Origin of the sequence: Corallococcus sp. AB049A (assembly GCF_003668885.1) — a bacterium.
GTDB lineage: Bacteria > Myxococcota > Myxococcia > Myxococcales > Myxococcaceae > Corallococcus > Corallococcus interemptor.
Map to the genome: position 1 here is coordinate 17,895 of NZ_RAWL01000025.1, position 20,820 is coordinate 38,714.

At 70.2% G+C, this 20,820-nt stretch carries 19 protein-coding genes; 3 read left to right on the top strand and 16 right to left on the bottom strand.

What is annotated here, in order from left to right; genetic code table 11:
• The first annotated feature begins 28 nt into the window (after window positions 1-28).
• A complete protein-coding gene (locus D7X55_RS04805; protein WP_120549610.1) occupies window positions 29-1,546 on the top strand; it encodes an Hsp70 family protein in 1,518 nt (505 codons plus the stop codon).
• 7 nt (window positions 1,547-1,553) lie between these two features.
• Here D7X55_RS04805 and D7X55_RS04810 read toward each other — a convergent pair whose 3' ends face one another.
• Complete coding sequence (locus D7X55_RS04810; protein ID WP_233609587.1) at window positions 1,554-4,253, bottom strand: PAS domain-containing hybrid sensor histidine kinase/response regulator; 2,700 nt, start codon at window positions 4,251-4,253, stop codon at window positions 1,554-1,556.
• A gap of 448 nt (window positions 4,254-4,701) precedes the next feature.
• Between D7X55_RS04810 and D7X55_RS04815 the strand changes: the two genes are divergently transcribed.
• The gene (locus tag D7X55_RS04815; RefSeq protein ID WP_233609588.1) at window positions 4,702-5,097 is read left to right on the top strand and encodes a two-component system response regulator; all 396 of its coding nucleotides are present in this window, start codon (window positions 4,702-4,704) and stop codon (window positions 5,095-5,097) included.
• A 3-nt stretch (window positions 5,098-5,100) separates the two neighbouring features.
• Here the strand turns inward: D7X55_RS04815 and D7X55_RS04820 are convergent, their stop codons facing one another.
• The 7 genes from D7X55_RS04820 to D7X55_RS04850 all read right to left on the bottom strand — a co-directional run bounded on the left by D7X55_RS04820 (window position 5,101) and on the right by D7X55_RS04850 (window position 12,311).
• On the bottom strand, window positions 5,101-5,775 hold the full coding sequence (locus tag D7X55_RS04820) for an SOS response-associated peptidase (protein ID WP_121722361.1): 675 nt from the start codon (window positions 5,773-5,775) through the stop codon (window positions 5,101-5,103).
• 56 nt (window positions 5,776-5,831) lie between these two features.
• The gene (gene dgt, locus D7X55_RS04825; protein ID WP_121722362.1) at window positions 5,832-7,280 is read right to left on the bottom strand and encodes a dGTP triphosphohydrolase; all 1,449 of its coding nucleotides are present in this window, start codon (window positions 7,278-7,280) and stop codon (window positions 5,832-5,834) included.
• 118 nt (window positions 7,281-7,398) lie between these two features.
• On the bottom strand, window positions 7,399-8,076 hold the full coding sequence (locus D7X55_RS04830; protein WP_121722363.1) for a DUF2378 family protein: 678 nt from the start codon (window positions 8,074-8,076) through the stop codon (window positions 7,399-7,401).
• 67 nt (window positions 8,077-8,143) lie between these two features.
• A complete protein-coding gene (locus D7X55_RS04835; protein ID WP_120549623.1) occupies window positions 8,144-9,562 on the bottom strand; it encodes a sensor histidine kinase in 1,419 nt (472 codons plus the stop codon).
• 242 nt (window positions 9,563-9,804) lie between these two features.
• Window positions 9,805-11,442, bottom strand: coding sequence for a GMC family oxidoreductase (locus tag D7X55_RS04840; protein ID WP_120549605.1), 1,638 nt, complete (start codon window positions 11,440-11,442; stop codon window positions 9,805-9,807).
• A gap of 103 nt (window positions 11,443-11,545) precedes the next feature.
• Window positions 11,546-12,007, bottom strand: coding sequence for a hypothetical protein (locus D7X55_RS04845; protein WP_121722364.1), 462 nt, complete (start codon window positions 12,005-12,007; stop codon window positions 11,546-11,548).
• 97 nt (window positions 12,008-12,104) lie between these two features.
• On the bottom strand, window positions 12,105-12,311 hold the full coding sequence (locus D7X55_RS04850) for a hypothetical protein (protein WP_199746863.1): 207 nt from the start codon (window positions 12,309-12,311) through the stop codon (window positions 12,105-12,107).
• 59 nt (window positions 12,312-12,370) lie between these two features.
• Here D7X55_RS04850 and D7X55_RS04855 point away from each other — a divergent pair, with 59 nt between their 5' ends.
• Entirely contained in the window at window positions 12,371-14,773 is a 2,403-nt protein-coding gene (locus tag D7X55_RS04855) for a glycoside hydrolase family 31 protein (protein ID WP_121722375.1), read from the top strand.
• Here the strand turns inward: D7X55_RS04855 and D7X55_RS04860 are convergent.
• The 8 genes from D7X55_RS04860 to xth all read right to left on the bottom strand — a co-directional run bounded on the left by D7X55_RS04860 (window position 14,751) and on the right by xth (window position 20,234).
• On the bottom strand, window positions 14,751-15,467 hold the full coding sequence (locus tag D7X55_RS04860; protein ID WP_121722365.1) for a double-CXXCG motif protein: 717 nt from the start codon (window positions 15,465-15,467) through the stop codon (window positions 14,751-14,753). The two genes, D7X55_RS04855 and D7X55_RS04860, sit on opposite strands and share 23 nt — an antisense overlap.
• Window positions 15,468-15,476: 9 nt before the next feature.
• On the bottom strand, window positions 15,477-16,133 hold the full coding sequence (locus tag D7X55_RS04865) for a TIGR02269 family lipoprotein (RefSeq protein ID WP_121722366.1): 657 nt from the start codon (window positions 16,131-16,133) through the stop codon (window positions 15,477-15,479).
• Window positions 16,134-16,156: 23 nt separating this feature from the next.
• Complete coding sequence (locus D7X55_RS04870; RefSeq protein WP_121722367.1) at window positions 16,157-16,429, bottom strand: hypothetical protein; 273 nt, start codon at window positions 16,427-16,429, stop codon at window positions 16,157-16,159.
• A 1-nt stretch (window position 16,430) separates the two neighbouring features.
• Entirely contained in the window at window positions 16,431-16,694 is a 264-nt protein-coding gene (locus tag D7X55_RS04875; RefSeq protein ID WP_120549600.1) for a hypothetical protein, read from the bottom strand.
• 113 nt (window positions 16,695-16,807) lie between these two features.
• On the bottom strand, window positions 16,808-17,980 hold the full coding sequence (locus tag D7X55_RS04880) for a threonine synthase (protein ID WP_121722368.1): 1,173 nt from the start codon (window positions 17,978-17,980) through the stop codon (window positions 16,808-16,810).
• Window positions 17,981-18,038: 58 nt separating this feature from the next.
• On the bottom strand, window positions 18,039-18,752 hold the full coding sequence (locus tag D7X55_RS04885; RefSeq protein WP_121722369.1) for a double-CXXCG motif protein: 714 nt from the start codon (window positions 18,750-18,752) through the stop codon (window positions 18,039-18,041).
• A gap of 16 nt (window positions 18,753-18,768) precedes the next feature.
• Window positions 18,769-19,422, bottom strand: coding sequence for a TIGR02269 family lipoprotein (locus D7X55_RS04890; RefSeq protein WP_121722370.1), 654 nt, complete (start codon window positions 19,420-19,422; stop codon window positions 18,769-18,771).
• A gap of 41 nt (window positions 19,423-19,463) precedes the next feature.
• Window positions 19,464-20,234: an exodeoxyribonuclease III gene (gene xth / locus D7X55_RS04895; RefSeq protein ID WP_121722371.1), complete on the bottom strand. Its 771-nt coding sequence runs from the start codon at window positions 20,232-20,234 to the stop codon at window positions 19,464-19,466.
• Window positions 20,235-20,820: the final 586 nt, after the last annotated feature.

Here is a 20,820-nt window from a genome sequence, read left to right on the forward strand (position 1 = left end):
GCGGGACGTGCGAGAATGGCGGCCCTCCATGAGCACCAGCGCCGCCCCCATCCTCGGCATCGACTTCGGGACCACCAACACCGCGGCGGCCTTCTTCGACAAGGCGAACAAGCTGCGGGTGGTGCCCATCGCGGACAAGACCCTCACCCTGCCCTCCATCGCGTGGTTCCACGCGGGCGACAAGGCCATCGTCGGCCCGGCGGCGCGGCGGCAGATCATCGATGATCCGCGCCACACCATCTTCGGCGCCAAGCGCTTTTTGGGCCGCCGCTTCCAGTCCGAGTACGTGGCCCGCCACCGGGGCCGCTTCGCCTTCGAGCTGGTGGAGGGCCCGGACGGTTACACCGCCGTGGAGGTGTACGGGAAGGTGACGCCGCTCATCGACGTGGCGCACTTCATCCTCAAGCACCTCAACACGCTGGCCACGCACGCGGCCGGGACGCCGTTCAAGGAGTGCGTGCTCACCGTGCCCGCGCACGCCACCATCCGCCAGCGCGAGGCCATCCGCCGCGCCGCGGAGAAGGCGGGCCTGCGCGTGCGCGCCATCGTCAACGAGCCCACCGCCGCGGCGCTCTACTACGCCAACCTGCGCAACCCCGAGCAGACGGTGATGGTGTTCGACCTGGGCGGCGGCACCTTCGACGTCACGCTCATGTCCGTGCAGAACCGCGTGGTGAAGGTGCTGGCCACCGGCGGCGACGCGTTCCTGGGCGGCGCCAACTTCGACGAGGCCATCGTCGAGGCGCTGGTGGACGACTTCCAGAAGGAGCACGGCATCGACCTGCGCGGCAACAAGGTCGTCATGCAGCGCCTCGTCTTCGCCGCCGAGTCCGCGAAGATGGCGCTCTCCAGCGCGCCCTCCGTCCCCATCCGCATCCCCTGCATCACCCAGAAGGACGGCGCCTTCGTGGACTTCAACGTCACGCTCACGCGCGAGCGGATGGAGGCCATGGTGTTCCAGCTCATCGAGCGCACCGCCGCCGCGTGCGACGACGTGCTGGAGAAGGCGGGCATGAAGCCGGACGCCATCGACGAGCTGGTGATGGTGGGCGGCCAGACGCGCATGCCCGCCATCCGCAAGCGCCTGGCCCACTTCAAGAAGCTGTCGTCGGACAAGGAGGTCCACCCGGAGCTGGGCGTGGCCGTGGGCGCGGCCATCCTGGGGCGCAACCTGGCGCGCGGCATCAGCGGCCTGTCGGACGTGGTGCCCATGCCCATTGGCGCCATGGTGCCCGGCGGCGGCCAGCACGAGGTGCTCCCCGCCAACACGCCCGTGCCCGGCACGCGCTCCGTGGACCTGGACCTGCCCCCCTGGCCCGGCCCCGTGCCGGTGGCGCTGTTCGAAGCGTTGGACCGCACCACCGTGGAGCGCGAGCTGTTGGGCACCGTGCGCATCGAGCCGGACTGGCGCGTGGCCCACCCGGGCCCCACCACGCTGGAGCTGCGCATGGGGCCGGACTTCGCCCTCACCGCCAGCCTGGTCGCGAAGGACGGTCAGCGGCAGCCGCTGTCCATCACCGACCCGAACGCGCCCCAGCGGGCTTGAGCCGGCGTCACCCCGCGGCGCGGGAGATGACGATGCCCTTGAGCTGCTCCAGGAGCTGGCGGCTTTCGTCCAGCGCCTCCTGGCAGTGGGCGACGAGCGGCTCCAGCCCCTCCAGCACCCGGGCGTCCGCGCGCTGCTCGATGTCCCAGCACAGCGACTCCAGCGTGGCCGCGCCGAAGTAGGCCGCGTTGGACTTGAGCGTGTGGGCGGCCCTCGCCAGGGTCTCCAATTCGCCGCGCGCGAGCGCGTCCCGCGCGTCGTCCATCAGCCGGGGCATGCTCTCCAGCGCGGTGTCCACCAGCTCCGGGAGCATCCGCTCCACCTGGCCATCCAGCGACTGCCACAGCCGATCCAGCGCGCCTGACTCCAGCCCCCGGATGCGCGGGGCGCCCACGCGGGCGGACTCCGGGGCGCGGACGACGGGGGCGGCGCCGGGCTCGCGCGGCAGGCGCTCCCAGGCGCGGCGCAGCGCGGAGATGAGCTCCTCCACGCGGATGGGCTTGCTGAGGAAGTCATCCATGCCCGCGTCCAGGCACTCGCGCCGGTCCGCCGTCATCGCGTTGGCCGTCATGGCGATGACCCAGGGCTGCTCGCTGATGGGCACGTCCCTGCGCAGCTGGCGCGTCGCCTGGAGGCCGTCCAGCTCCGGCATCTGCACGTCCATCAGCACGACGTCGTAGCGCTTGCGCGCGATGAGGCTCAGCCCCTCGCGGCCGTTGTTCGCCGTATCCGCCGGGTAGCCCAGCCGATCCAGGACCAGCAGCGCCAGCTTCTGGTTGGTGGGGTTGTCCTCCACCAGCAGGATGCGCAGCGGCATCTGCTCGCCGGGGCGCGTGTTGAACACGGAGCGCTCGCGCGTGGCGGGCGCGGGCACCACCGGCATGGGCCGGGCGGCGATGAGGTCCTGGGCCAGGCACGTCATCAGCGCGTCGTGCAGCTGCGACGCCTTCACCGGCCGGGGCAGCACCGCCGTGAAGAGGCCGGGCGGCTGCGCGTCGCGCTGATCAAACGACGTGAGCAGCAGCAGGGGCAGCTCGCGCGCGTCGCGCTGCTGGCGGATGTGCCCCGCCAGCGTGGGGCCGTCCATCACCGGCATGCGGTGGTCCAGGATGGCCAGGTCGAAGCGGGCGCCGGACTCCAGCTTCGCCAGCGCCTCCGCGCCGGAGCCCACCTCCACGATGGCCATCCCCCACGCGGCCAGCTGGCGGCCCAGCAGCTTGCGGTTGATGGCGTTGTCGTCCACCACCAGCACGCGCCGGCCGTGCAGCTTCAGCGCGTCCGGGCGCAGGGCCTCGGCGCCGCGCGGGGCCTCGCGGGCCTGGAAGGTGAAGTGGAACGTGGCGCCCCGGCCCGGCACGCCCTCGCTCTCCATCCACAGCCGCCCGCCCATGGCCTCCACCAGCCGCTTGCTGATGGCCAGGCCCAGCCCCGTGCCGCCGTAGCGGCGCGACACGGATTCATCCAGCTGGTTGAAGGGCTGGAAGAGGCCCGCGCGCGCGGCCTCGGTGATGCCCAGGCCGGTGTCCTGCACCGCGAAGTGCAATTCGAAGAGGCCGCCCGGCGCCAGCGGCTGGCGAGGCGTGTCCACGGAGATGGACACCCCGCCGCGCTCGGTGAACTTCACCGCGTTGCCTACCAGGTTGAGCAGCACCTGCCGCAGCCGCGCGCCGTCGCCCACGACGCTGATGGGCGTCTCGTCCGTGACGTGGTAGCCCAGGTCCAGGGACTTCTCGCTCGCGCGCATGGCGAGCAGATCCAGCACGGACTCCACGCACTGACGCAGGTTGAAGGGCGTCTGCTCCAGCTCGACCCGGCCGGCTTCTATCTTGGAGAAGTCCAGCATGTCGTTGAGCAGCCCCAACAGCGCGTCGCCGCTCTGGCGGATGGTGGACGCGAAGTCGCGCTGCTCGGGCGTGAGCGCCGTGTCCATGAGCAGCCCCGCCATGCCGATGATGGCGTTCATCGGCGTGCGGATTTCGTGGCTCACGGTGGCCAGGAAGAGGCTCTTGGCCTGGTTGGCGTGCTCGGCGGCCTGGCGCGCCCGCTGGAGGTCGGTGACGTCGTGGTAGATGGCGATGAAGCCCATGGACTGGCCGGCCACCGTCACCGGCAGCGCGCGCAGCTCCACGTCCACCACCGTGCCGTCCTTGCGCACGCGCCGGGTGACGACGTGCACGCGGTCCTTGCTCAGCACCTCGCGCGACGTCTCCTCGGCCTGCGGACGGATGTCGTCCGCGTTGGCCACGAGCTTGAGGATGTTGCGGCCCAGCGCCTCCTGCGGCGTGTAGCCGAAGAGCCGCTCCGCGGCGGGGTTCCAGGACAGCACCTCGAAGGCCCGGCTGATGGTGACGATGGCCACCGGGCTGTGGCGCACCACCGCCTCGAAGAACTCCTTCTGCTGCCGGAGGATGGACTCGGCCGCCTGGGCCGCGTCCATGACCCGCACCAGGAGCATCCAGCCGCCGTCCTGCGGCACCGCCAGCACCCGCACCGGACGCACCGGGCCCAGGGGGACTTCCGTCTCCTCGGGGGTGGAAGAGACCTGGGGGGGCGTCCAGCCCGGCAGCACGCCGTGCACGTCCTGCCCCACCAGCAGGTCGCGGCGCCCCAGCAGCGCCTCCGCGGCACGGTTCACGGCCACGACCCGCAGGGTCGGGTCCAGCACGAGCACGCCGTCACGCGTGTGCTCGAACAGGGCCGGAATCATGCTGGGTGGCAGTTCGGGCAAACTTCCCCCTCCGTTCAAGAACTGTAGGTCAGTCGAGGCGCCAGTTCCATGTCATCCACGGAAAACCGTGGAGGTGGGCAGGCGCGCGCCCTTCCCCGGAGCTCCGGGGACGGCGATTCAGGGGGTTGGAATGCCTGCCTGGCCACGGAGCCGGGCGGGATGTTTCGCTTCGGGTTCATACAAAGGCTGGACGTCACGAGCAGCGAGTCCCGCGAGGCAGGCCATGGCGCTGAATCCTAGGGGGCTTTTCCCGGAGCACCCAGGAAGTGTCCCGGGCCGCCGCGCCACTGTTTCAGGGCAGACGGCCGGGCGACCCGCTGCCCCGTGGGCCGGGGTGGAAACCGCCCGCCCGGAATCAATGGTCGGCCCTGGTCAGTGCGGCGTTCGGGCGACCTAGCTTTCCTTTGAACACACGGAAGAGAGAGCCGTGCCCGACGCGACGCCCCCCCCCTTGATCCTCCTCATCGATGATGAACCGGAGCTGGAAGTGATGGCCCGGTACCTCGAGCTCGAAGGCTACTCCGTGGTGACGGCGACCAATGGCGAGGAGGGGCTGATGGCCCTGGCCTCGTGCCGCAAGCCCTGCATCGTGCTGCTGGATTTGATGATGCCGGTGATGGACGGCTACGGCTTCCTGAGACGGCTGCACGACGACGCGGCGCTGTGCGGGCTCCCCGTCTTCGTGCTCACCGCCAGCTTCCAGACGGAGCGGATGGACGGCGTCGTCGCGACGCTCCGCAAGCCCCTGCACATGGAGGTCCTGAAGGAGGCGGTCGCGCCCTACTGTCCGCCTCCCGGCGAGGAGAACCCCACGGCGGGCTGAAGCTCAGGCCGCGACGCGGGCCACGCACTCCGGACTGTCGTTGGCGGGTGAGTTCACCCCGCGCGCCACCTCGTAGACGTCCAGCGGCGCTTCCGGCGCGGGGACGAGCAGCGGCAGGAGCACGGACGCCTCCTGGGGTTCCGGGCGCAGCCACACCGACTGGCCTTCCGGCGACAGGATGACGGGCATCCGGTCATGGATGGGCGCCATCAGCGCGTTGGGGCCGGTGGTGATGATGGTGCAGGTGCGCAGCACCTCGCCCGTGTCCGGCGCCGTCCACTCCTCCCACAGGCCCGCGAGCGCCAGCGGCTTCCCCTCGCGGTGGTGGAAGAAGTACGGCGTCTTGGGCTTCGTGGACTGCTTCCACTCGTACCAGCCGTCCACCACCACCAGGCACCGCCTGCGCTTCAGCGCCGAGCGGAAGCTGGGCTTCTCCGCCACGGTCTCCCCGCGCGCGTTGATGAGCTTGTTGCCGATGGACGCGTCCTTCGCCCAGGACGGGATGAGCCCCCAGCGGAACACGTCCAGCAGCCGCGCGCCGTCATTGGGCACCACGGGCAAGAGCTGCGTGGGACAGAGGTTGAAGCGCTCGCGCTCCAGCGTCGCGCGCGCGCCCGCGAGCTCCAGCTCGGCGACGAGCTGCGCGGGGGAGGTCCGGACGGTGACTCGGCCACACATGGGGTTGAAGCGTAGCGCCCGGAGGCCTGCGCCGCACGTTCCGGACGCCCGGCGGGTCAGGAAGGGAGCTGGATGCCGGACAGCCGCTGGTACAGCTCCACCGCGCGGCTGTCCGACAGGCCGGTGATGTAGTCCGTCACGCACAACAGCCGCTGGTACGGCGTGAGCCGCTGGATGGCCTCGTCGCGCCGGGGCGGCTTCTGCGCCGCTTCATCCGCCGCCGCGAACTCCGGGCGCTGGAAGCACTCCAGGGGCAACAGCTGCCGCAGCTTCCGCTCCTCCGCGTTGGGGGACTCCGCCACCACGGAGAGCGCGAACATGTCCAACAGGCCGCCCAGCGTCTTGAAGCCCGCGCTCTCAATCTGGAGCACGCGCTCGCTCCAGTAGCCGTGCTCGCGGGTGAAGCCGGTGATTTCATCCAGCTGCGCGCGCACGCCGGGCTTGAGCGCGGTGAGCGACTGCTCCGTCCGCCCCGCCTCCAGGTCGAGCGCGTGCTCCACGAAGGCCTCCACGCACTGGGGGATGAGCTTGCCAATCACCCGGGCCCGCGCCTGCGCCAGGCGCGTCTCCAGGTGCCGGGGCGGCTTGCGGACCGTGGACTCCGGCTCCGGCAGGACCGAATCCAGGAGTTCGCACGCGCGCTCCAGGGGCACGAGCCCCAGCTTCGCGGAGTCCTCCAGGTCGATGACCGCGTAGCAGATGTCGTCCGCCGCCTCGACGAGGAAGGCCAGCGGGTGGCGGCTGAACACGCCGGGCTCGCGCTCGCGCAGGTCCGTGGCGCGGAAGGCCTCCAGCGCCAGGTCGAGGTCGTCCTGGAAGTAGCCGAACTTCCGCTCCGACACGACGCCCTTCGTCTTCTGCCGCGAGCCGGGCAGCACCGACGGGCGCGGGTACTTGCTCATCGCCCCAAGCATCGCGGCGGTGTAGCGCAGCCCGCCCCGGCGCTCGCGCGACTGGAGCCGGTTGAGGATGCGGAAGCCCTGCGCGTTGCCCTCGAAGTCGCGCAGGTCGCGCCACTCCGCTTCCGTCGCGAACGGGCTCCTCCTCCCCTCCCCTGGCGGCGAGAGCCGCTGCCCCACCCAGTGCTGGATGGCCGCCTCGCCGGAGTGGCCGAAGGGAGGGTTCCCGATGTCGTGCGCCAGGCACGCCGCCGCCACGATGGTGCCCAGGTGGGACGGGTCCAGGTCCACGCCCTGCGCCTTCAACCCCAGCCCGGCCTGGTGGCCCAGGGAGCGGCCCACGCAGGACGCCTCGATGCTGTGCGTGAGGCGCGTGCGCGTGTAGTCGCTGGTCGACAGGGGGAACACCTGCGTCTTGTCGTGCAGGCAGCGGAACTCGCTGGAGAAGACGATGCGGTCGTAGTCGCGCGAGTAGTCGTTGCGCTCGTCGAGCTGCCGGTGCGCGGCGTCCTCCACCTGCGCGTCGCGCGGGCCCGAGCCCACGCGGGTGTCCGACAGGAGCCGCCGCCAGCGCTCCGTCCGTTCCTGGTTGTCATCGCGGCTCACGCGCGGAAAGTCCTCCCGGCGCGAAGAGAGCCCTGTTCCCGCCGGGGGCGCAAGCCCCGCGCCCTTCCGTGCGTCTGGGGGACCGGGCCCCAACTCCCGGTCCCCGCCGCGCCTCCCCCTACTGGAACAGCCGCCAGCGCGGCGCCCTGGGAGGCTCCGGATCCGCCGCCAGCACGACGGGCGCCTCCCAGCTGATGCGGTATTCGGTATCCAGGAGGCCCAGCTTGCGCCCCTGCACCCTCGGGTTGCGCGCGCCCACCATGGTGAGCACCTCGCGCAGCACGCCCTCGTGGTACGCGGGCGGCATGAAGTCGCGCCGCATGGTGAGCAGCGCGTCCCCGTCTCCCTTCCAGTCGACGGTGCGCTCCCCGTAGCTCACCGCCATCTGGTAGCCGGACGGCAGGTTCGTCACGAGCTTGCGCGGGTCGCCCGCGGCCAGGAGCAGGAACGTGCGCCCTACCGCGGACTCCAGGAAGCTGCGCGTGGCCTGCATCCCCATCTGCCGCAGCGCCTCGTCGAACCCGCCCCACCGGGGCGACAGCACCCGCGCGGCCACCTGCGACAGCTTGAGGAAGGTGGCCACCGGGTAGTTGAAGAAGCCCACGAAGCGGCGGTCCTCGGTGACGGCGCGGCAGTTGGCCAGCGCCTCCTCGCCCACGCCGGTGCGCACCGTCTCCAGAACCCCGAGGAAGAACATGCCCCGGGCGGTGTCCAGGTCCGTCGCCGACATGCGCCGCACCGCCCAATCCGCGTCCACCGAGCCCGGCTCCGGGTATGGCTTCGCCTGCACTTGCATGCCTGCCTCCGTGTTCACGTGGTCCCACGCCCCACGTGTGCGAGTCATTGACGCGCCGCTGTCGTCTTCAGGAATGCGCCAAGGCCGTAGCCGTCTGGGCGCACGCGTCCGGGAAGAGCACGGTGAAGCGCGAGCCATGCCCGAAGTCGCTCTCCGCCTGGATGCGCGCGCCGTGTCCCTGCACCAGGCGCTTCACGATGGCGAGCCCCAGCCCGGTGCCGCGCAGCTTGGTGGTGAACATGGGCTCGAAGATGCGCTCCAGGAGCGGCGCGGGGATGCCCGGCCCGTCGTCCGTCACGCGCAGGCTCCAGCCGCCGTCGCCTCGCGCGTCGGCGTGCACGCAGACCGTGCCGGAGCGCTCCGGGGGAATGGACTCCACCGCGTTCTGGATGAGGTTGATGAGCACCTGGCGGAACTGTTCGCGGTCCAGGTGCGGCACCGGCAGCCCGTCCGCCACCTGGTTGTTCACGCGCACGCCCTCGCGGCGGGGCACCACGCTGATGGCCTCCTCCACCAGCGGCCGCAGCGGACAGGGCACGCGGCGCGGAGGCCGGCCCTTCGCGTAGTCCAGCAGGTCGGAGATGATGACCGAGCACGCCCGCAGCTCCCGGTCGATGATGTCCAGGAAGCGCGCGATGCGCGGATCCGCCGGGAAGGCCTCCACCTTGCGCAGCCGGCGCAGGATGAACGCGTGCGCGGTGCGCGCGGCCGCCAGCGGGTTTCGCAGCTCATGGCTCACGCTGGCGGTGAGCTGCCCCAGCGACGCGAGCGACTCCATCCGCTCCGCGTGGTCCCGGAAGGCGTGCACCTCGCGCACGGCCGCGTCCAGCTGCCCCGCGCGCACCGCCAGCTCCTCCTCGATGGTGGCCTCCATCAGGGCCTGGTGCGCCGCCCGCTCCCGCAGGTCGCGCAGCGCGTCCCGGCAGGCGATGAGGAGCACCACGTCGATGGCGGCCACCCAGAACGCGTGCTCCAGCAAGCGCCACCACTCCGGATGCAGCTGGCCGTAGACGGACTCCGGCCACAGCGCGCCGCGCAGGAAGTGGTCCACCCCGATGGCCAGGCTCGCGGTGAGCAGCACCTTCGGGTCGCGGTAGAACGACAGCACCGCCAGCGAACCGAAGATGTGGAAGTGCGTCTCGATGCGGCCCCCCGTCAGGTGGATGAGCAGCGCGGACCAGAGCATCTGGCTCACCGCCACCCCGTGCCGCGTCGCCGCCTCCCCCGGGTACAGCCGCGTGAGCATCACCGGGAACACGCTCAGCGCCGCCCCCAGCAGCACCGCCGTCCGCAGGTGCGGCGAGTGCCCCCTGGACACGAACACCGCCACCAGCACCGCCGCCGCCCACTGCCCCAGCATCAGCCAGGTGAACAGCCCATCCACCCGCTTGCGCGAGTCGCGCAGCTGCAAGGCCAGCAGCGCCGCCGCCCTGCGCTCCAGGCCAGCGGAGACCTTCGCCGGTGCGTGAATGGAAAAGGCTGACATGAACGAAGTCATCTCTTCACCCGGCCGGAATGGAGGCGGAAGCAAGCAACCTCGTAAAACTTGAACTACATGGAAGTCATCCAGCCAGCCATGCTGCCCGGGGGCACGAGGAATGCTTGAGCTTGAACACTGCGGCTCGCGGGCTGGCGGTGAGACCTCCCCCCGGACGTCTCCATCCCGTGCAATCGCTCACGTCTGGCCAAGGGTGCCCGCCCCGGGTCTCAAGGGGGGACAGGGGGTGTTCACATACACGCCGCGCGCGGGGGCGCTTCGAGCGTGGCGTCGGTGTCGCCCCGGGGCAGCTCGCGGGCGGCGGGGATGAAGGTCATGGCGCGCTCGGCGAGCGCGGCGATGGTGAGCGAGGGATTGACGCCCGGGTTGGCGGAGATGGCCGCGCCGTCCACGACATACAGCCCTTCATAGCCATACAAGCGGTGGCGCGCGTCGATGGCGCCTGTCCCTGGCGAGTCCCCCATGCAGGCGCCGCCCAGGATGTGCGCGGTGGTGGGGATGCCCATGAGCGTCTCGCTGACCATGGTCATGGGGTAGCCATCCAGCTTGTCGGACACGCGCTTCGCCAGGTCGAAGGCCTCCGGCATGTTCGCGGTGGGCGCGGGGCCCTCCTGCAGGCCGGTGGTGAGGCCGGAGCGGAAGCCGGTGGTGAGCGCGCGGCCGCGGCGCATGCGCAGGTGGCCCTCCATGGTGCGCATGTAGAGGAGGATCATCGTGCGGCGCGCGAAGTCCGGGACGAAGAACGCCTGGAGGAAGCGCACGGGCCTGCGCGCGAGCAGTCCCAGCAGCCGCGCCACGCGGCTCCACGCGGTGGCGCCGGGGACGTGGGGGGCCATGAGCAGCCGGAAGAAGCCGGAGCCCTCCGGGTAGCGCACGGGCTCCAGGTGCGAGTGCTCGTCGGTGTGGAGGATGGACCCGATGGCGATGCCCCGGGACAGGTCGCGGTCCTTCTGCTTCTTGCCGCTGACGATGCCGATGAGCGCCTCGGAGTTGGTGCGCACGCCGTCGCCCACGCGCTCGGAGAGGTTGGGCAGGCCGTCCTTCGCGCCCTTGAGCTTGAGCAGCAGGTCCATGGTGCCCAGCACGCCGCCCGCGAAGACGACGTGCTTCGCGGTGAAGCGGCGCGTCTTGCGGAAGAATCCGGTGCCCTCTTTCGCCGTCACCTCGTAGCCGTCACCTCGCGGCAGGGGGCGCACCCACGTCACCTCCGTGTCCGCGTGGAGGGTGAGGCCCTTCTTCTCCGCGAAGTAGAGGTAGTTCTTGTCGAGCGTGTTCTTGGCGTTGTTGCGGCAGCCCAGCATGCAGCCGCCGCACGCGTTGCAGCCGGTGCGGTCCGGGCCCTCGCCGTTGAAGTACGGGTCCTTCACGGTGACGCCGGGCTCGCCGAAGTAGACGGCCACGGTGGAGGGCTGGAAGTCCGGGCGGCCCAGCTCCTGCCCCACTTCGCGCAGCACCTGGTCCGGGTAGGTGTTGAGCGGGTTGACGGTGGCGCCCAGCATGCGGCGCGCGGTCGCGTAGTGCGGCGCCAGCTCCTGCTTCCACGACGCCAGGTGGCCCCAGGAGGTGGCGTCGAAGAAGTCGTCGCGGGGGACGGGCAGCGTGTTGGCGTAGACGAGCGAGCCGCCGCCCACGCCCACGCCGGACAGCACGGTGACGTGGCGGAAGAAGGTCATCTTGAAGAGGCCGCGCCACCCGAGCTGGGGCATCCACAGCCAGCGCTTCAGGTTCCAGTTGGACTTGGGGAAGTCCTGGCCCTGGAGGCGCCGGCCCTTCTCCAGCATCACCACGCGATAGCCCTTCTCGACGAGCCGCAACGCGCTGACGCTGCCGCCAAACCCCGAGCCGATGATGAGCCAGTCGCAGTCCATGACGTCCTCTCCGTCTCCCAGGCCCGCACTCTATGCCACGAGCGCGGGCCTTCCGTGCGGGACCTGTCGCACGCCCTGGGAACGGACGGCCAGGGGACGCGGGCTAGCGCTTCGAGGCCTGCTTCCTCGCCCGGCGTGCGGCGGGCGTGTTGGCGACGGACTGCCGGCCGGACCGGGAGCCCGTGCGCTTGCGCCGCTCGGTGGCCCGCTTCTGCGCCGGGCTCAGGTGGGCCCAGGCCTCCTTGGGCAGGTAGCGCGCGGTGGTGCGGCCATGGCGGGCGCGGGTGCCGCCGTCCTGGGTGCTCCACTCCTCCTTCGTCCAGGAGGACAGGTGTTTCTGCGCGGTGCCGCGCGAGCCCCGGTAGCCGCCCCCGGCCTTCTTGTATTCGCTGGCGAGGAACTGGGCCTTGCGCGCGCTCCACTGTCCGGCGCGGCCTCCCTTGTCACTCTTCATGATGCGCTTCTTGAGGCGCTCGCGCAGGGCGGGGTCCGTATACCGGCCGCTGGCGCTGGCGGCGCGCTTCGCGGGCGTGGCGGATGCATGGGTCTTCCGTCGGGTGGCCATCCAGGCTCCTTTGCGTGTGACAAAGGTACGGATGCCGGGCGGGGGATGGCTTCGTGAGCCCCGCTGCCTGCTCACCCTCGGAGCCGCGCGGGAGGCCTCAAGCGGGCGCGGTGCCGGGCTCCAACGGACGGAACAGGGAGCACGCGCGCACGGGCTGGGGCGCGTACTTCTGGGGCAGGAGCGGACACATGATGAAGGTGGACGTCTTCGTCTGGACGTAGCGGGGCGGAGCGGCGCAGCGGTGGCAGAGGCTGTCCGGGAACGGCAGCGGATCAGGAAGCGGCGGCATGGCGGTGCCCAGCATCGCACGGGTCCGGAAGGAAAGGCGGGTGCGGGCCGGGCGCGCTCCCTAGATTGCGAGGCATGCACGTCACGGATGCCCACGTCGAATCCCACCGGCTGCGCCTGTCCGGCCGGCACGCCGTCCTGGAGGTGTCGTGTCCACTGCCCGGGGTGCTGCGGGTGCGGCACGCGCCGGTGTCGTCGGAGATCGGCTTTCTCCATCCCGTGCTTCCCGACAAGCGCTCCTGGGCCGTGGTCGCGGAAGGAGGCCACGCGCTGATGGTGGAGCGCGACGGCGAGCGCGTGCGGGTGACGGCGGAGGGCGCCTCCCTGGAGGTGGACGCGGAGTCGGGGACGTGGCGCTTCATGGACGCACAGGGCCGGGAGCTGGCGCGCTGCGTGGACGTGTCCGGTGACGTGCAGGCCGAGTATCCGATGAGCCGGCACCGCGCGCGGCTGACGCTGCGGGCGCCCGACGGCGAGCGCTACCTGGGGTTCGGGGAGAAGGTGGGGCCGCTGGACAAGCGCGGCATGCACTTCACGTTCTGGAACACGGACGTGGTGCCGCACCACCCGGACACGGATCCGCTCTACCAGTCCATCCCGTTCTTCGTGGGCCTGCGCGAGGGCATTGCGTGGGGGTTCTTCCTGGACGAGTCCTGGCGCTCGGAGGTGGACGTCGCGCTGGCGGACGCGTCGCGGCTGGCGTGGGAGTCGTGGGGCCCGGAGCTGGACTGCTACCTGTTCGCGGGGCCGGGGCCGGCGGACGTGGTGCGCAAGTACGCGGCGCTGACGGGGCGGCCTCCCCTGCCCCCGCTGTGGAGCCTGGGCGCGCAGCAGAGCCGCTGGGGCTACGAGAACGCCCAGGACATCCGGGGCGTCATCGAGGGCTACCGGCGCCGCGACCTGCCGCTGGACTGCGTGTACCTCGATATCGATTACATGGATGGGTACAAGGTCTGGACCTGGGACAACGCGCGCTACCCGGACCCCGCGGGCCTGGCGCGTGAGGCGGCGGCGCAGGGCGTGCGGCTGGTGCCCATCATCGACCCGGCCCTGAAGCTGGAGGCGGGCTGGAGCGTGTACGAGGACGCGAAGGCGCGCGAGTACCTGGTGCGCTACGACCGGGGCGGCGTGCTGGTGGGCGAGGTCTGGCCCCGGCCCGCGGTGTTCCCGGACCTGACGCGGCCGGAGGTGCAGCGCTGGTGGGGCGGCCTGCACCGCGACTTCGTGACGATGGGCATGGCGGGCTTCTGGAACGACATGAACGAGCCGTCCTGCTTCGCGGTGCAGCCGGACGTGGGCATCCTCACGCTGACGAGCGAGCGCGCGGAGGGCATGGGCAAGGTGGAGGGCAAGACGCTGCCGTACGACGCGCGCCACGGGGACAAGCGGCACCTGGAGGTGCACAACGTCTACGCGCTGGGCATGGCGAAGGGCGCGTTCGAGGGCCTGCGCGAGCTGCGTCCGGAGGCCCGCCCGTTCCTGCTGACGCGAGCGGGGTTCGCGGGCATCCAGCGCTACTCTGCGGTGTGGACGGGGGACAACTCCAGTCACTGGACGCAGCTGGAGACGTCGCTGCCCATGTTGATGGGATTGGGCCTGGCGGCGGTGGCGCACACCGGCGTGGACATCCCGGGCTTCATCGGACGGGCGAACGGCGAGCTGCTGGTGCGCTGGATGCAGACGGGCACGTTCTACCCGCTGATGCGCAACCACGCGGGCAAGGGAACGTCGCCGCAGGAGCCGTGGCGGTTCGGCGAGCCGTACCTGACGCTGGCGCGCGCGGCGCTGGAGCGGCGGTACCGGCTGTTGCCCACGCTGTACACGCTGATGCACGAGGCCTCGGAGACGGGGCTCGCGCCGCTGCGGCCGCTGTTGATGGAGGCGCCCGGGGACGCGGAGGCGGTGGGCGCGTTTGATCAATTCCTGTTCGGGAGGGACCTGCTGGTGGCGCCGGTGGTGCGGCCCGGACAGACGAAGCGGCTGGCGTACCTGCCGGCGGGCACGTGGCTGGAGTGGCCGGGGCTGGAGCGGACGGGGGAGGTGCGCGAAGGCGGGCGGCACGTCATCGCGGACGGGCCGCTGGACACGGTGCCGGTGTGGCTGCGCGCGGGCGGAGTGGTGGCGCTGACCCGACCCGCGATGCACACCACGGACGCGAACTGGAAGCACCTGGAGTGGCACGTGCACGCGGGGCCGGAGGTGCACGGCCGGCTCTACGAGGACGCGGGAGACGGCTACGGCGAGTCACGGCTCACGGCGCTGCGCGGTGGCGTGACGGACGGAGTGCTGCGATTGGAGCGGAGTGAGACGGGGACGCTCGCGCGGGTCCGCACGGAGGAGACCGTGCGGGTGTATGGATTGAAGTCCGTGAGCCAGGTCACGGGCGCACGTGCGCACCGATTCGAGAACGGTGTGCTGGAGCTCCAGGTCGCGGCGGGCTGGACGCGGCTGGAGGTCAGAGGACCGGGAGTTCCTTGAACACGACGCCTTCGAATCCGAAGCGGTTCACGGCGTCCACGAAGCGCTCCGTGGCGATGATGATGGTCGTGTAGTCACGGAGCCGGAACAGGTCCAGGTCACCGGTCAGGGTGCTCCCGTCGAGGACGGGCGCGTCTGGATAGCTGCCGCCCTGACGTCCGCACCGTTCACAGGGGCGTTCCCGCCCGCCCGGAAAGCAGCTGTCATGGAGCCGGCCCCGGCAGTGGAGCTCGATTTCCCGCAGATCCACCTCGGTCTTGCCCCTGAACCTCAGGTCCATCTTGCTCGCGCGAAGCGCGATGCCTGCCTCACGCAGCAGGTCCACGGTTTCGGTCCGCATCACCAGGGTCCAGGGGCTCGGGAGATCGAGCGCGCTCCACTTCCCGGAAGCCTTCCCAGTAAGAGGACCGAATTCGGCCCCAGGGCGCAATGGCGCTTCGAAGGGCACCTGGAGTCGGACCAACTCACGCAGGCGCTCGTACTCCTCGAGTGGTTCCTGCCTCGCTTCCACAAGGTCCGCCCGGTGGGCCCAGCCAGAGAGATCCACGGAGGGATAGGCCTCCCCCAGCCCACCAGGACTGGCCTGACACACAGGACACAGGCCTCCCGGCAATCCCCAGCGATGCACTCCATTGATGAAGCCAGTGAAGCGCGAGCCCTCCGCTGCAGTCACTTCAAAGAACCTCACGGTCACTCCCGGCGACTAGCGAAGCTGATGGTAGGGAACAATGGGACCCATGATGTTGAAGTCAACGATCATCCGAGCCAGCTGATCCTGGATCTCCTTCGGAGTCGCATCGATGTTCTTGCGAGCGAAGTCGCGCCACGCCTGATTCCAGGGCCCCCCTCGTCCTCCGACGCCATGCAGGCGTACGTGCTCCGCGCGGGGAATGACCATTGTGAAGTCATGCACGTTGATCTTTCCCTGCCGCCAGAAGAACTGCGCGAGGTCCGCAGCCTGCGGATACAGATGGTGCCGAACCCATCCAGAACCTGAAGGCTTCCTGCCATCGGGTGGCGGAGCAGGCGCGGGATGGTTGTACCAGCGGATGACGAAGATGGCGTCGCGGTCACCCGGAAGCGGCTGGGCACTGCCCCAGTTGCGCCGGGGACCCGCACCGGGTGCCGCTGCCGACACGGGAGGCCGGATGCCTCCCCGCGCCAGCAACACACCGGTGTCCTCGCAGTGATAGAGCCCGCAGAGGTCATCCGCGCAGACCCGCGCCACGCACCTGTCGTGCCCCTCGCAGGCGTCGTCCTCCGCAGCGCTCCAGTCCTCCAGCGCCGGCAGGGGCGCGGATGCGCAGCCCCCGAGGAAGGCCATCAGCAGCACGGCCCATACGAAAGCGCTCGCCCGCATCGCGAGCCTCCGTATCCCCCCCGTCAGAACACGCCCGGGGGAAACGGCATCACCCGCGCGTAGCCTCCGGGCTCGATGGGGCCCAGGTGCTCCAAGACGCCAGCGTAGCGGGGATGATCCGGCTTGAGGATGAACAGCGCCTCGCCCGCGATGGCCCCAGGGCCTCGCGCGGACATCCGGAGCTCCAGCGTGCCGTCTGGCTTCATGTGCGCCGACCCCACCGGCTCGGCCTCCGCGGCGTCGGGCGGAGGCGGCATTCCAGGCGGGCGCGGCGGCGGTCCCAGGGAGTCGCTCATCTCAGGCCGCCATTTCCCAGGCGGACATCGAAGCGGCCTTCATCGTCGGCTCCTGCATCATCGTCTTGATCTCCTCCAGCTTCTCCGTCTGGAAGGTCACCACGAAGGCCTTCTGGTCACGGACCTGGCCTTCGATGAGGTAGCTCCGGGTGCTGCTCACGATGGTCACCGTCCGGGCCACCTTGTTGTCCAACACGGAGAACTTGACGTCATTGGCCAGCCGCTCGTTGCTCATCTCAATCTGGATGAAGTGCATGTCACCCATCGTACGGGCCACCTTCACGGATACAAGCAAGCCATTCCGACTTCGGCCGGCACAACGCGGCACCCCGGTGCTGGGGGTCTCACTCTTGAGTCCCGGTCAGCCGGCGGTCGCGCTCACCACAGCGGCGCCATGTTCTCCACGTACTTGAAGCCCGTGCCCGTGTTGAACACGACCACGGTCTCCTCCGGCTTCACGTCCCCGGAGGCCTGGAGCTTCTTGAGCGCCGCCACGCACGCGCCGCCCTCCGGCGCCATGAACAGCCCTTCCGCCGAGGCCGCCTCCTTCGTGCCCTGGACGATCTCCTCCTCTGTCACCGACACCGCCGTGCCATGGCTGTCCTTCACCGCGCGCAGGATGAGGAAGTCCCCCAGCGCCTTGGGCACCCGCAGGCCGTGCGCGTGCGTCGTCGCGCCCGGCCACATGGGCGCGTCCGGCTTGCCCTCCGCGTGCGCCTTCACGATGGGCGCGCAGCCCTCCGCCTGCACCGCCACCATCCGGGGCCGCTTCGAGCCAATCAGCCCCATCGCCTCCAGTTCCTCGAAGGCCTTCCACATCCCGATGAGCCCCGTGCCTCCACCCGTCGGATAGAGGATGACGTCCGGCAGCGTCCACCCGAGCTGCTCCGCCAGCTCGTAGCCCATCGTCTTCTTGCCCTCGACGCGGTAGGGCTCCTTCAGCGTGGCGCACTCGTACCAGCCGTGCTCCTTCGCCAGCAACGCGCACACGCGGCCCGCGTCGGAGATGAGCCCCTCCACCGTCTCCACGTGCGCGCCGTAGGCCCGCGTCTCCATCAGGAACAACGACGCGATGTCCTTCGGCACGAAGACGTGTGCCTCCAGCCCGCCTCGCGCCGCGTACGCCGCCAGCGCGCTGCCCGCGTTCCCCGCTGAAGGCAGACACACCGCCTTCGCGCCCAGCACCTTCGCCATGGACACCGCGGCGGACAGGCCCCGCGCCTTGAACGAGCCCGTCGGGTTTCCGCTCTCGTCCTTCACCAGGACCTGCTTCAACCCCAGCCGCGAGCCCAGCCGGGGTGTGGGCAGCAGCGGCGTGAAGCCTTCACCCAACGACAGGCGCTGCGCCGGGTCATCCACCGGCAGCACCTCGTGGTAGCGCCACATGGAGCGCTCGCGTCCGGGCAGCGCTTCCTTGCGCAGCGTCTTCGCCGCGCGCTCCAGGTCATAGCGCGCGAACAACGGCGCCTGACACGCCGTGCACAGGTTCCACACCTTGCCCGGCGCGAACGTCTGGTCGCACTTCGTGCATTCAAGTCGGAGGACGGACATGCCTTGCGACTCTACTCAGTCCTTCAACTCCAGCCACACCGGAGGGAGGAGCCTTCGCTCAGAGGACCGGCAGTTCCTTGAACACGACGCCATCCAGTTCGAGCCGAGTCACGGCGTCCACGAACCGCTCGTTGGCGATGATGACGGTGGTGAAGTCACTGAGGCGGAACAAGTCCATGTCGGTGGGCAGGGTGCACCCATCCAGCACGGGTGCATCCGGCAAACGGTCCCCCTGACGTCCACACCGTTCGCAGGGGCGCTCACGTCCGCCAGGAAAGCAGCTGTCATGCAGGCGGCCCCGAGGATGCAGTTCGATTTCCACCAACTCCACTGGCGGAGCCTTGCCTCGAAAGCGCAGGTCCATGCCGCTCGCGAGGAGGTCGAACCCTGCTGCGCGCACCCGCACAAGTGCCTCGCGTTGCATCACCAGCAGCCATGCGTACGGCAGATGCAATGCACCCCATCGACCCGAGGCTTTTGCCCGGAGGATGCCGAACTCCGAATCAGGCAGGAGGAGAGCGCCAGGCGGAGCGTGAGGTCTCAGCAGCTCACGCAGGCGCTCATATTCCTCCAGGGGTACCTGCCTTGCTTCCGCGAGTTCCCGCCGATGAGCCCAACCCGAAAGGTCCATGGAGGGATAGGCCTCGCCCAGGCCTCCGGGGCTGGCCTCGCATACCGGGCAGAGCCCACCAGGAAGCCCCCACTGATGAACACCGTCCAGGAAGCCGGTGAAGAGGGGGCCTTCCGCGGGGCGAAGCCTGAAGAACTTCATGCAGTCCTCCTGGAACTCAACGCATGAAATAATAGGGAACGATGGGTCCCATGATGTTGAAGTCGACGATCATCCGGGCCAGCTGGTCCTGGATTTCCTTCGGGGATGCGTTCCGGTGTGTCTCAGCGAAGTCGCGCCACGCCTGATTCCAGGGGCCGCCCCGTCCTCCTACGCCATGCAGCCGCACGTGCTCCGCGCGGGGAATGACCATCGTGAAGTCATGCACGTTGATGTTCGCTCGACGCTTGAAGAACGTCGCGAGGCGGGCTTCCTGTGGGTAGAGATGATGTCGAACCCATCCCGAACCTGAGGGCTTCCGCCCGTCGGTCGGCGTTGGCGCGGGGTGGTTGTACCAACGGATGACGAAGATGGCCTCCCGGTCGCCCGGAAGCGGCTGGGCACTGCCCCAGTGGCGCCGAGGCCCGGAACCGGGCGCAGCCGACGCCACCGGAGGGCGGATTCCACCGCGAGCCAGCAAGGCGCCCGCGTCCTCGCAGCGATACATGCCGCACAGGTCGTCGGCGCAGACCAGCGTCACGCACCGGTCAGCGCTCTCGCAGGGCTCTTCCCCATCGATGTGCTCCGCGCTGCTCCACGGCTCCAGCGCGGGCACTGGCGCCGTAGCGCACCCTGCAAGAAACAGGAACAAGACCCACGCGGAGGTCTTCATCCCAGTTCGATTCGGAGGACGGACATGCCTTGCGACTCTACTCAGTCCTTCAACTCCAGCCACACCGGGGCGTGGTCCGACGGCTGCTGTCCCTTGCGCTCTTCACGATCCACGTCACATGCCGTGAGCCGGGGCAACAGCGGCGCCGTGAGGAACAGGTGGTCGATCCGCACGCCCTTGTTCTTGGGGAACATCAGCATCCGGTAGTCCCACCAGGAGAACTTCTGCACGTCCGGGTGCAGCTTGCGGAACGCATCCGTCAGCCCGAACGCGCACACCTGCTGGAGCGCGTCCCGCTCCTTCAGCGTGAAGAGCGTCTGCCCCTCCCACTGCGCCACGTCGTACACGTCGATGGGCTCCGGCGCGATGTTCCAGTCCCCGCCCATCACCACCAGGTCGTCCGGCTTGTGGCGCGTGTCCAGGTAGTTGCGCAGCCGCCGGTACCACTCCAGCTTGTAGACGTACGCGGGCGAGTCCACCTGCTGCCCGTTGGGCGCGTACGCGCTCACCACGCGGATGCCATTCACCGTCGCGGAGATGAAGCGCGCGTGCGTGTCATCCACCCCGTCCGACAGGCCGCGCACCACGTCCGTGGGCTCCGTCTTCGCCAGGATGGCCACGCCGTTGTACGTCTTCTGCCCGTGCACCGCGGCGAAGTAGCCCGCCTCCTTCACCGCGTCGAAGGGGAAGTCCGCGTCGGTGCACTTGAGCTCCTGCAGGCACAGCACGTCCGGCTGGTTGCCCTTCAGCCAGTTGATCAACCGCTGCTGCCGGGCCCTCACCGAGTTCACGTTCCAGGTCGCGATTCGCATGCGCCGCGGACCGTCGCACGCGGCCCACGCCCCTGCCACGCTTTTCCCCCGCCGCCTGTGGCCCCAGGGACACACCCGCCGCCTCCCAGAGGGAAGAACCGTTGGCACACCGGTCGCAATAGGAGGTCCCGGGCCGGAAAAAGCACCGGCCCCGGGCCGCCGCTCCAGGCGCCCGCCGCTGTCCTTGAGCAGCCCCGAGGGGATTGCCATGAACCCGAAGACGCGCACCCGGTCCCGTCGCCCCGCCTCCTTCCGGCGCTTCACCGTGCCGCCCGCGCTTCGCAAGGCCCTCATCCCCGCCGCGCTCGCCGCCCTGGGGCTCGCCGCGTGGGAGGACGTCCCCCTGCCCCGCCTGCTCAAGCCCTGGCTGGTCCACGCCGTGGAGGCCCGCGCTGGACAGGCCCCTGTCGCCGCCGCTCCCACCCTGCCGCTGGAGTCCGCGGGCCACGAGCCGCCCCTGATGGCCGCCCCGCGCCCCATGGACGAGGCCGCCGCCGAAGCCCCGGCCGCCGCCGAGGCCCCTGCGCCCGGCGACGCCCTGGCGCTGCCGCACACCTGTCCCTTATACACATCTTACGCTGCCGAC

Excerpts from the sequence above, each read along its gene's own strand:
- D7X55_RS04850 (WP_199746863.1), bottom strand. The coding sequence starts at position 12,311 with ATGCTGGGCACCGCCATGCCGCCGCTTCCTGATCCGCTGCCGTTCCCG.
- D7X55_RS04870 (WP_121722367.1), bottom strand. The coding sequence starts at position 16,429 with ATGAGCGACTCCCTGGGACCGCCGCCGCGCCCGCCTGGAATGCCGCCT.
- D7X55_RS04840 (WP_120549605.1), bottom strand. The coding sequence starts at position 11,442 with ATGGACTGCGACTGGCTCATCATCGGCTCGGGGTTTGGCGGCAGCGTC.
- D7X55_RS04890 (WP_121722370.1), bottom strand. The coding sequence starts at position 19,422 with ATGAAGACCTCCGCGTGGGTCTTGTTCCTGTTTCTTGCAGGGTGCGCT.
- D7X55_RS04855 (WP_121722375.1), top strand. The coding sequence starts at position 12,371 with ATGCACGTCACGGATGCCCACGTCGAATCCCACCGGCTGCGCCTGTCC.
- xth (WP_121722371.1), bottom strand. The coding sequence starts at position 20,234 with ATGCGAATCGCGACCTGGAACGTGAACTCGGTGAGGGCCCGGCAGCAG.
- D7X55_RS04865 (WP_121722366.1), bottom strand. The coding sequence starts at position 16,133 with ATGCGGGCGAGCGCTTTCGTATGGGCCGTGCTGCTGATGGCCTTCCTC.
- D7X55_RS04875 (WP_120549600.1), bottom strand. The coding sequence starts at position 16,694 with ATGGGTGACATGCACTTCATCCAGATTGAGATGAGCAACGAGCGGCTG.
- D7X55_RS04810 (WP_233609587.1), bottom strand. The coding sequence starts at position 4,253 with ATGATTCCGGCCCTGTTCGAGCACACGCGTGACGGCGTGCTCGTGCTG.
- D7X55_RS04830 (WP_121722363.1), bottom strand. The coding sequence starts at position 8,076 with ATGCAAGTGCAGGCGAAGCCATACCCGGAGCCGGGCTCGGTGGACGCG.
- D7X55_RS04820 (WP_121722361.1), bottom strand. The coding sequence starts at position 5,775 with ATGTGTGGCCGAGTCACCGTCCGGACCTCCCCCGCGCAGCTCGTCGCC.
- D7X55_RS04835 (WP_120549623.1), bottom strand. The coding sequence starts at position 9,562 with ATGTCAGCCTTTTCCATTCACGCACCGGCGAAGGTCTCCGCTGGCCTG.
- D7X55_RS04885 (WP_121722369.1), bottom strand. The coding sequence starts at position 18,752 with ATGAAGTTCTTCAGGCTTCGCCCCGCGGAAGGCCCCCTCTTCACCGGC.
- D7X55_RS04805 (WP_120549610.1), top strand. The coding sequence starts at position 29 with ATGAGCACCAGCGCCGCCCCCATCCTCGGCATCGACTTCGGGACCACC.
- D7X55_RS04880 (WP_121722368.1), bottom strand. The coding sequence starts at position 17,980 with ATGTCCGTCCTCCGACTTGAATGCACGAAGTGCGACCAGACGTTCGCG.
- D7X55_RS04845 (WP_121722364.1), bottom strand. The coding sequence starts at position 12,007 with ATGGCCACCCGACGGAAGACCCATGCATCCGCCACGCCCGCGAAGCGC.